Origin of the sequence: Streptomyces sp. NPDC050422, assembly GCF_044458665.1 — a bacterium.
Lineage (GTDB): Bacteria > Actinomycetota > Actinomycetes > Streptomycetales > Streptomycetaceae > Streptomyces.
On the sequence record NZ_JBITIE010000035.1, the window covers coordinates 49,729 to 58,303 of the forward strand.

Genomic DNA, 8,575 nt, shown 5'->3' on the forward strand with positions numbered 1-8,575 from the left:
CGCCCGACTGCCGCTCAGCCCGCGAAGGCCGTACCGGGCAGGCCCCGGCCGGCGTCCGGCAGGACCAGCAGCGAACCCGAGAGCGGGTGCGGTGCGTCGAGACCGGTGCGGGCGGTGGAGATGTACAGGTCGCGCAGGTCCCGGCCGCCGAAGGCGCAGGCCGTGGGCCGCCGCACCGGCAGTTCGACGACGCGGTCCAGCCTGCCGTCGGCCGTGTAGCGGCGCACCGCGGCGCCGTCCCACAACGCGACCCAGACGGCCCCCTCCGCGTCGACCGTGAGACCGTCGGGGTAGCCCGCACCCTCCTCCAGGGTGGCGAACGGACGGCGGCCGGTGACCTGTTCACCGTCCACGTCGAACACGTCGATCCGGCGGGTCGGCGTGTCGTTGTAGTACATCAGCCGGCCGTCGGGGCTCCACCCGGTGCCGTTGCTGCAGGCCACCAGCGGCAGCACCCGGGTGGCCGTGCCGTCGGGTGCGACACGGGTGAGACTGCCGCCGACCTCCGACTCGTCGTAGCGCATGGTGCCCGCCCAGAGTGCCCCGTCCGGCGCCACCGCGGCGTCGTTCCCGCGCCGTCCCGGCTCGGCGTCGTGGACGAGCCAGCGGAAGGCGCCGTCCGCGTCGTAGAGCCCGATGCCGTCACGCAGGTTGACGACGAGGCCGCCGCCGACTCGCGGCTTGGCCGCGCCGACGTGCTGTTCGGTGGCCATGACGGTCCGCCGGCCGTCGGCGGGGTCGTAGGTGTGGATCCGGGCGGAGAGGATGTCGACCCAGATCAGCCGCTCGGCGACGGGGTCCCAGGTCGGCCCCTCCCCGAGTGCGGCGTGCTCCCGTACGGCGATGTCGAGGTGCGGGCGGCTCACAGTTCCCTCCGGTGGTGTCCGAGGCGGCCGGAGAGGGCGTCGGCGCCCTCGGCCGCGAGTGCGGCCAGTTCCGCCTCGCGCTCCTCGCTCCAGCGGATCATCGGGACGGAGACGGAGAGCGCGGCGACGACCCGGCCGGACCGGTCCCGTACGGGTGCGGCGACACAGCTCACATCGGGGTTGGACTCGCGGTGCTCCACCGCGATACCTCGTTCCCGTACGGCGGCGAGCGCCGCTCGCAGCTCTTCTTCGTCGGTGATGCTGTCGGGGGTCATCCCGGTCAGTTCGAGCCCGTCGAGGCGGGCGTCGAGCTCCCGGGCGGGAAGGGCCGCGAGCAGCATCTTGCCGACCGACGTGCAGTGGGCGGGCAGCTTGCGGCCGGCCGCCGACACCATCCGGACCGCGTGGGTGGAGTCCACCTTGGCGATGTAGATGACATCGGTCCCCTCCAGGATCGCCACGTGGACGGTCTCGTCGCAGGTCTCCGCGACCTGCCGGGCCACCTGCTGCCCCTCGGCGGCGAGATCGAGCTGCTCGGCGTACCGGCTGCCGAGCTGGTAGGTGCGGACACCGAGGCGGTAGCGGCCGGGCTGGTCGGGGATCGTGACCAGGTACGAGCGGGCGGCGAGCGTGGTCAGCAGTTCATGGACGGTGGTGCGCGGGAGCTGGAGCTTGCGGGTCACCTCGGGCGCGGAGAGCGTACCGTCGCCGTGGAGGAAGAGTTCGAGTACGTCCAGCGCCCGGGTCACCGCGGGGACGAGTCGCCCCATGGTCGTGCACCACCCTCTCGTGTTCGACATTCCGGCCAGTGACCGGCATCACGAACACAGGCTAAGCGTGGCGCACTTGCCGGGGCAATGACGGGGTGACGTGCGGCACCCGATACCTGGCAAAACGTGTCACTTTCACCCTGGTATCTGCGCATATGACGAGGAGACCGCGCTGCCGCACGGGCGCCCGCGTGCCGGGTTCGGGCGCGCCTGCCGGTTCGGCGGGAGCGAGCAGGGTATTCGCTGTTCCATGTCTTCACCGAGCTTCCCTTCACCTCTGCCGAGACCCGCCGGACTGCGGGGCGTTCTGCACCGGAGCGACCTGGCCGTGTTCCAGAACCTGGCCCAGCGGCACTGGCCGGCCGCCGGGCCCGTGCTGCCGCGCCTCAGCCGCAGCGCCAATCACGGGCTGCTGTGGGTCGGTGCCGCAGCGGGCATCGCCGCTTTCGGGGGCAGCGCCCGGGCCCGGCGCGCCGCACTGCGTGGGATCGCGTCGCTGGCGGTGGCCTCGGCCGCGATCAACACGGTCGGCAAGGGGGCGGTCCGCCGGGAGCGGCCGATACTGGACGCCGTACCGGTGATACGGCAGCTGAAGCGTCAGCCGGTCACCACGTCCTTCCCCTCGGGGCACGCCGCGTCGGCTGCCGCGTTCGCCACCGGGGTGGCGCTGGAGTCGAAGGGCTGGGGGGCCGCCGTCGCGCCCGTCGCCCTGTCGGTGGCCGCCTCCCGCGTCTACACCGGCGTGCATTACCCGAGCGATGTGCTGGCCGGTGCCGCGCTCGGCATAGGGGCGGCGTTCGCCCTGCGCGGCATCGTGCCGACCCGGGGGCAGTTGCCCGCGCCGGGCCGTCCGCCCGCCGACGCGCCCGCGCTGCCGGACGGCCAGGACCTGGTGGTCGTCGTCAACCAGGAGTCGGGGACGGCGACGGCCACGGCGTCGCTGGTCCGGGACGCGCTGCCGAACGCGGAAGTCGTGGAGTGCCCCCCGGCGGAACTCGCGGCCGAACTGGAGAAGGCGGCCGGCCGAGGCCGCGCGCTGGGTGTGTGCGGCGGCGACGGCACGGTCAACCAGGCGGCGGCGGTCGCCGCCGTGCACGGCCTGCCGCTCGCCGTGTTCCCCGGCGGGACGCTGAACCACTTCGCGTACGACCTGGGCATCGAGACCGTGTCCGACGTCAGCGCCGCGCTCGGCACGGGAAGCGCCGTCCGGGTGGACCTGGGCCGCTTCCGGCCCGGACCGGACGGACCCGGCGGCGCCCACGGCTACTTCCTCAACGCCTTCAGCCTGGGCGTCTATCCCGAACTGGTACGGACCCGCGAGCGCTGGTCCCCGCGGATCGGCGGCTGGCCGGCCGGTGTCCTCGCGGCGCTGGAAGCGCTGCGGGGCCAACGCCCGCTGGAGGCCGAACTGGAGGGCCGCAGACGGCCCTTGTGGCTGCTGTTCGTCGGCAACGGCCTGTTCCAGCGGGTCGGCCCGGCGCCCGGCCGACGGCACAATCTCGCCGATGGCCTACTGGACGTACGCGTCGTGCACGGGGGCCGGACCCCCGGACTGAGGCTGCTGGCGGCCGCAGTGGCCGGTCCGCTGACCCGATCCCCCATCCATGCGGCGGAGCGGCGCCGGCGCATCCGCATCTCCGGCCTGAAGCCGGGCACCCCGTACGCATACGACGGCGAAGTGGCACACAGCCAGGGCGACTTGATGATCGACAAGCTGACCGAGGCGCTGACGGTCTACTGCCCGAGGCCGGTCTGACGCACTGACGGTCCGCCACCTCGGACCGTCCCGGGGCCGGCCTGGGCCGGATGAACGAAGGGCGGCCGACGCCGAGTCGGCCGCCCTTCCGCATGAGCCCGCACCCCACGCCGAGCGGCCACTGAGCGTCCACATCGCAAGATGCCCATCTCATTATTCGGCATCAGGGCATACGGTGGCCGTACCGATCAGCGCTTTGCGGCCCGCGTTTCGCGGTTCGCGTTCGAGAGAGGATGCACGGTCATGCCGAAGGAGACCGCCGTCTACACCCACGGCCACCACGAGTCGGTACTGCGCTCGCACCGCTGGCGAACCGCCGCCAACTCGGCGGCCTACCTCGTCGGCGAACTCCGTTCCGGGATGAGCGTGCTGGACGTCGGATGCGGGCCGGGCACGATCACCGCGGACCTGGCCACGCTGGTCGCCCCGGGCCGGGTGACGGCCGTCGACACCACCCAGGAGATCCTCGGCCAGGCAGCCGACGCCGCATCCGAACGCGACCTGGACAACGTCGAGTTCGCCGTCGCCGACGTCCACGCACTGGAATTCCCCGACGCCTCGTTCGACGTGGTCCACGCTCACCAGGTGCTCCAGCACGTCGGCGACCCCGTCCAGGCACTGCGCGAGATGCGACGCGTCTGCCGCCCCGGTGGAATCGTCGCGGCCCGCGACAGCGACTACGCGGCCATGAGCTGGTTCCCCGAGTCGCCGGTCATGGACGGCTGGCTGCAGCTGTACCGCCGGGTGGCGCGGGCCAACGGCGGCGAGCCGGACGCGGGCCGCCGGCTGCTCTCCTGGGCGCGCGAGGCGGGCTTCACCGACATCACCCCGACGGCCGCCTCCTGGTGTTTCGCCACCCCGCAGAGCAGGGACTGGTGGAGCAGCCTGTGGGCGGACCGTACCGTCGGCTCGGTCTACGCGAAGCTGGCGGTCGACGGCGGCCACGCCACGCCCGAGGAGCTCACCGCGATCGCCGAGGCCTGGCGCACCTGGGGCGGACAGGGCGACGGCTGGTTCATGGTCCCGCACGGCGAGATCCTCTGCCGGGCCTGATCTCACGGGTCCGGGGGCCCGGCCGGAAGAACCGGCCCCCGGACCGCCCCACCCCTGCCCTCCGCTCCCCGTCCACCGAATCGATCACACGGCGCTGACCGGCCAACTACCCTGTTCGGCATGGAAATCCTGGGAACCACGCTGCGTATCTGCGTCGACGACCTGGAGGCCGCGGTGGCCTTCTACGAGGACCTCACGGCGAGTTCGGCGCTGCGCTTCGAACGCGGCGGGGTGTCCGTCGCCGCCATCAGCTGCTTCCTGCTGATGAGCGGCCCCGAGTCCGAGCTGGAGATCCTGCGCAAGGTGACCGCGACGATCGCCGTGAAGGACGTGGACGAGGCCCACACCTCCCTGACCCGGGTCGGCGCCCGCGTCATCGCGGGCCCGGTGCCCACCCCGGTCGGCCGTAACCTGATCGCCATGCATCCGGACGGCTCGGTCTTCGAGTACGTCGACCGCAACCGGCCGGTCTGAGGCCTGCCCCGTGCATCACGCCCGCGGCCGCATCCGGAAGTTGTACGCGTCCGGCAGCGGCTCACCGGTGCGTTCGGTGAGTTCGGCCCACACCTCGTCCAGGATCTCCGCACCCTCGCGCAGATCGGCGACCTCGAAGCCTTCGTCGAACAGGGCGCGGGCAGCCGCTCGTTCGCCCTCCGCGAGCAGGAGGCGCGCCTCCAGGAGACGGAAGCGGCCCCGGGAGCGGATCCCCGGGAGCAGACCGTCCCAGACCGCGCGCGCCGCGGTGGTGCGGCCCGCCGTCAGCAGCGCCTCGACCGTCTCCCTGCCGAGGGCCGCCGTGGCCGCCGCCCATGCCTCGCCGTCGTCGCGGCGCTCGGCGCACAGGTCGTCGAACGCCTCGGCGTAATGGTCCGCCGCCCGGTCCCGCTGACCGCTCTCCTGGGCGGCGACGGCGAGGCAGCGCAGCAGGGGCCAGCGGGACGGGGCGAGGGCCAGTCCGCGCTCCCAGCTGCGGACCGCCTGCGCACGGTCGTCGGTGTGCCACTGGGCGACGCCGAGGTGGTACTCGGTGAGCGGCTCGGCGGAGGCCGTCTCCAGCATGTCGCGCCAGTGCGGGGAGACGAGGGTGGGCCCGGGCGGGGTGACGCGGCGCGGTGCGGGGAAGGCGCCCTGTTCCAGCAGTTCGAGCCAGGGTTCCTGCTGTTCGCCGAGCGTGGACTCCGCGAACGGAGTGCCGGGCAGCTTGTACCCGGCACGCCGTACTTCGAGCGCGCCCCAGCCCGATCCGGTGGCGAGGATCTCGCCGGGCTCCGTGTCGGCGCAGCGGCGCCATGCCTCGTACGCGGCGTCCACATCGGCGCGCGGCAGCGCCTCGGCGAGCCGGTGCTCGGCCTCGGCGCGGGCCGCCGCCCAGTCGCCGCCGTGCACGGTGACGGGGTCCGTGGCCAGCGGCCCGTACGATTCCAGCCAGCTGAACTCGCCGCCGGGCTCCAGCGGCACGTGCTCCAGCTGGGTGCGGGCGAGTCCGGCCTGGATCTCGGCGTAGCCGACCGTGCCGGGTTCGGTGAGCCATTCCTGCCAGCGCCGGCCACCGGGCCCGCTGCCCCAGAGGAAGAGCTTGCGGCCGCGCAGCAGGTCGGTGGAGGTCTGGACGAGTCCGCGGCCGTGCTCGTCGAGGGAGGCGATCCACCGGCGGGCTCCGTCGGGCACCTCGTAGAAGTAGTCGGCGGGGAAGTCGCTGCGCAGCGGGTACGTACGGTCGACTCCCCCGGTCTCGGGCATCGGGACCCGGGTCAGCGTCCGTTCGTAGCCGAAGTGCCAGGCCTCGTCGGCGGGCGCCAGCACCCGGGTGCGTTCGCCCTCCGGGACGGCGATGTTGGACCACCAGTAGACGGGTGCGGGGTGTTCGTGCGGGTTGCGTATCCGTACGCCGACATGAAGGAAGTCGGAGTCCTCCGGCAGCCACAGATCGACCTGGAACGGCAGGTCGCGCAGCCGCTCCCACTCCCACAGCCGGACCATCTCGCCACCGTCGGGCGCCGGGACACGGGCGGCGTGCACCGGGGCGCAGGACAGGGTGGTGTGCCCCGTCGCGCCGATGTTCCACTCGATGCCACCGGAGAACCAGGCGCCGTTGAGCGCGAAGTCGGCGGGCTGTAGCACGGGGTTGGTGTAGACGAGGTCGCGGCCGGTCGGCTTGTGGAAGAGGGAGTGGATGCGCCCGCCGAGTCCGGGGAGCACAGTGGCCCGCAGCCGGTCGTTCTCGATGACGATCGCGTCGAGGTCCGTGGCCGTGCGATCACGTCCGTAACCGTCGAGGATCCGTACCGGAAGGACGGTGGCGAGAGGTTCATGGCCGAGCTGACGGGCCATGTCGCGGGGCAGCCCCGCCCGGTCCCGGTCCTCGACGACATGCATCTCGTCGAGGGGCCGCAGGGCGGGCAACGGGTTCTCCGGTCCCGTCGCCGCCACGGGCAGGGTCAGTACAGTGCGTCGTACGGTGGTGGCCAAGGCAACCTCGCTCCCTCGCGCGGGCCGCCGCAGGTCCGGGCGCCCCCCGATGACCATGGAACACGCTGGACGCCGCCCGGGCCAGGGGATCGGCCGTCAGACTTCGGCAAAAGCCGCGACCACCAGGTCGGTGAGCAGCGCGCCCGACGTGCCGTCCGGGTCGTGATCGGGGTCGTAGACCGTGACGTCGAGGCCGACGCAGGGGCGAGCGGACCAGGATCCACCGCAGGGGCCCAGTTCGCCGGGGGACGGTCCGCCGCCGTCGGGGCTGTCGACGGCGGGCATGACCGACGGATCGAGCACATCGGCGTCCAGTTGCACCCAGAAGCCGTCGAGCACCGGGCTCTCCAGGCTCTGCACGATCGCGCCCGCCGGCTCGGCGGCACCCTGCTCGCGGATCTCCCCGACGGTCGCCACCGGGATCTTCAGCCCGGCGAGCTTGTAGCAGCCGGCACGGGACCGGGGGCCGGAGCCCCAGGTCGGAGGGGGCGTCGAGCACGACGATATTCCGTATGCGCCTCATCCTCCGCGCCGTAGGCTTGCTCCTCGATCGGTTTGCGGAATGCGGAATGCGACAGGAACGGCGGGACGCGATGGGCACGCAGCACACGTACCGAGTGATCGTGCGCGGCACGTGGGAGGGGCTCACGGACCCGGCCCGCGAGCGCCTGCTCGCCGAGGTGGAGCAGCACGGCCTGGCCGGGATGCAGTTCAGCGAGGAGGGCTCGCTGACCTACGACCGCGTGCTCAAGCACTTCAGCTTCCGGTACGTGGTGGTGTCGGACGCCGCTGACGGCGAGGAGATGGCTGCCGCGATCGCCGAGGACCGCGCGGAGACGGCGCTGCGGAAGGCCGGTCACGGGCACGGCGAACTGCGGTCCACCGCGACGGACATGGACACCATGAAGATCAACTTCAAGGGGCGGCGGGGGCCGGGGACAGGGTGACCGCGGGCCGGCGACGGCACCTCCGACCGGGAGATTTCCTACTTTCAGCTCTGTCACGGGCTTACCGGTTTGCACGCCGGATCGTCCCGCGAAAGTCCCTCTGCCAGAGCCGAAGGTCCCTGAAGAGTCCCTGGCTCAGCCGGGCGAGTGCGGTCCGGGACGTCTTCCGCTGCCGAGACACCGCCGAACTACCCCTGGGCGTTCGGCCGTTGCGAGGTCGTAGCACCCGAACGGACCGGTAGCGCGAGGACAGCAAGGCCGCCACGTCATGCGGCGCAGATCGGCAGTTCGGACAGCCGGGGGGGGTGAGACACGCAGGATCGGCGCGCCGGTGCCTTCTCTGTCCTTCCTGGCGAGCCAGAGTGATCGTAGATGTCACGGGCTCGTCCCCCATTGCTGGCATCCGTCGCGGTCCCCAGGCTGGTGCCGTCACAGGTTGCCTGGGGACCACGCCCCGTACACGAGGTCCCCACCACCACCCGCTATGGGTGCATGCAGCTGGCAATATCTCAGTGATGATGAAGTCGGCAGATTTCTCCTACTGCTCCGGGTTGCACGGATTCGGACTCTTCCGGAGCGAAATCCGTAACCGAGATCCCCCGCCACCTTCTGCCGGTCAGCTGCTTTGCAAGGCTGCGGTAATAGGCTTTGGGTCGATTGCGCTCATGCCCGCTCCTGATGGGGAAATGGATGAGGAACTGTCAACTGTCGATC

7 protein-coding genes and 1 pseudogene are annotated in these 8,575 nt (G+C 72.1%); 4 read left to right on the forward strand and 4 right to left on the reverse strand.

Going from position 1 to position 8,575, the window contains the following annotated elements; translation table 11 throughout:
• Positions 1–14 precede the first annotated feature (14 nt).
• Together ACIBJG_RS36525 and ACIBJG_RS36530 are read right to left on the reverse strand one after the other, a co-directional pair.
• Positions 15–866, reverse strand: coding sequence for an SMP-30/gluconolactonase/LRE family protein (locus tag ACIBJG_RS36525; RefSeq protein WP_399314348.1), 852 nt, complete (start codon positions 864–866; stop codon positions 15–17).
• Positions 863–1,636, reverse strand: a complete 774-nt coding sequence (locus ACIBJG_RS36530) for an IclR family transcriptional regulator (RefSeq protein WP_399314350.1) — start codon at positions 1,634–1,636, stop codon at positions 863–865. Before ACIBJG_RS36530 ends, ACIBJG_RS36525 begins: the two co-directional genes overlap by 4 nt.
• A 250-nt stretch (positions 1,637–1,886) precedes the next feature.
• On the opposite strand from ACIBJG_RS36530, the gene ACIBJG_RS36535 reads away from it, so the two are divergent.
• The 3 genes from ACIBJG_RS36535 to ACIBJG_RS36545 all read left to right on the forward strand — a co-directional run bounded on the left by ACIBJG_RS36535 (position 1,887) and on the right by ACIBJG_RS36545 (position 4,919).
• A complete protein-coding gene (locus ACIBJG_RS36535; protein WP_399314352.1) occupies positions 1,887–3,392 on the forward strand; it encodes a bifunctional phosphatase PAP2/diacylglycerol kinase family protein in 1,506 nt (501 codons plus the stop codon).
• A gap of 243 nt (positions 3,393–3,635) precedes the next feature.
• Complete coding sequence (locus ACIBJG_RS36540) at positions 3,636–4,445, forward strand: methyltransferase domain-containing protein (protein ID WP_399314355.1); 810 nt, start codon at positions 3,636–3,638, stop codon at positions 4,443–4,445.
• Between the two features lie 120 nt (positions 4,446–4,565).
• Positions 4,566–4,919: a VOC family protein gene (locus ACIBJG_RS36545; protein WP_399314356.1), complete on the forward strand. Its 354-nt coding sequence runs from the start codon at positions 4,566–4,568 to the stop codon at positions 4,917–4,919.
• Between the two features lie 15 nt (positions 4,920–4,934).
• On the opposite strand, the gene ACIBJG_RS36550 is transcribed toward ACIBJG_RS36545, so the two are convergent.
• Positions 4,935–6,914 (reverse strand): DUF5107 domain-containing protein, encoded by a 1,980-nt coding sequence (locus tag ACIBJG_RS36550; protein WP_399314358.1) that lies wholly within the window; start codon positions 6,912–6,914, stop codon positions 4,935–4,937.
• 96 nt (positions 6,915–7,010) lie between these two features.
• Positions 7,011–7,355, reverse strand: a pseudogene (locus ACIBJG_RS36555) (arginase family protein); the annotation flags it as partial.
• Between the two features lie 152 nt (positions 7,356–7,507).
• On the opposite strand from ACIBJG_RS36555, the gene ACIBJG_RS36560 reads away from it, so the two are divergent.
• Positions 7,508–7,861 carry a DUF6204 family protein gene (locus ACIBJG_RS36560; protein ID WP_399314363.1) on the forward strand — a complete coding sequence of 118 codons (354 nt, stop codon included), beginning with the start codon at positions 7,508–7,510 and terminating at the stop codon, positions 7,859–7,861.
• Positions 7,862–8,575: the final 714 nt, after the last annotated feature.

What these genes read in the sequence shown, in the direction of transcription:
- ACIBJG_RS36535 (WP_399314352.1), top strand. Translation starts at nt 1,887, where the DNA reads ATGTCTTCACCGAGCTTCCCTTCACCTCTGCCGAGACCCGCCGGACTG.
- ACIBJG_RS36540 (WP_399314355.1), top strand. Translation starts at nt 3,636, where the DNA reads ATGCCGAAGGAGACCGCCGTCTACACCCACGGCCACCACGAGTCGGTA.
- ACIBJG_RS36530 (WP_399314350.1), bottom strand. Translation starts at nt 1,636, where the DNA reads ATGGGGCGACTCGTCCCCGCGGTGACCCGGGCGCTGGACGTACTCGAA.
- ACIBJG_RS36545 (WP_399314356.1), top strand. Translation starts at nt 4,566, where the DNA reads ATGGAAATCCTGGGAACCACGCTGCGTATCTGCGTCGACGACCTGGAG.
- ACIBJG_RS36560 (WP_399314363.1), top strand. Translation starts at nt 7,508, where the DNA reads ATGGGCACGCAGCACACGTACCGAGTGATCGTGCGCGGCACGTGGGAG.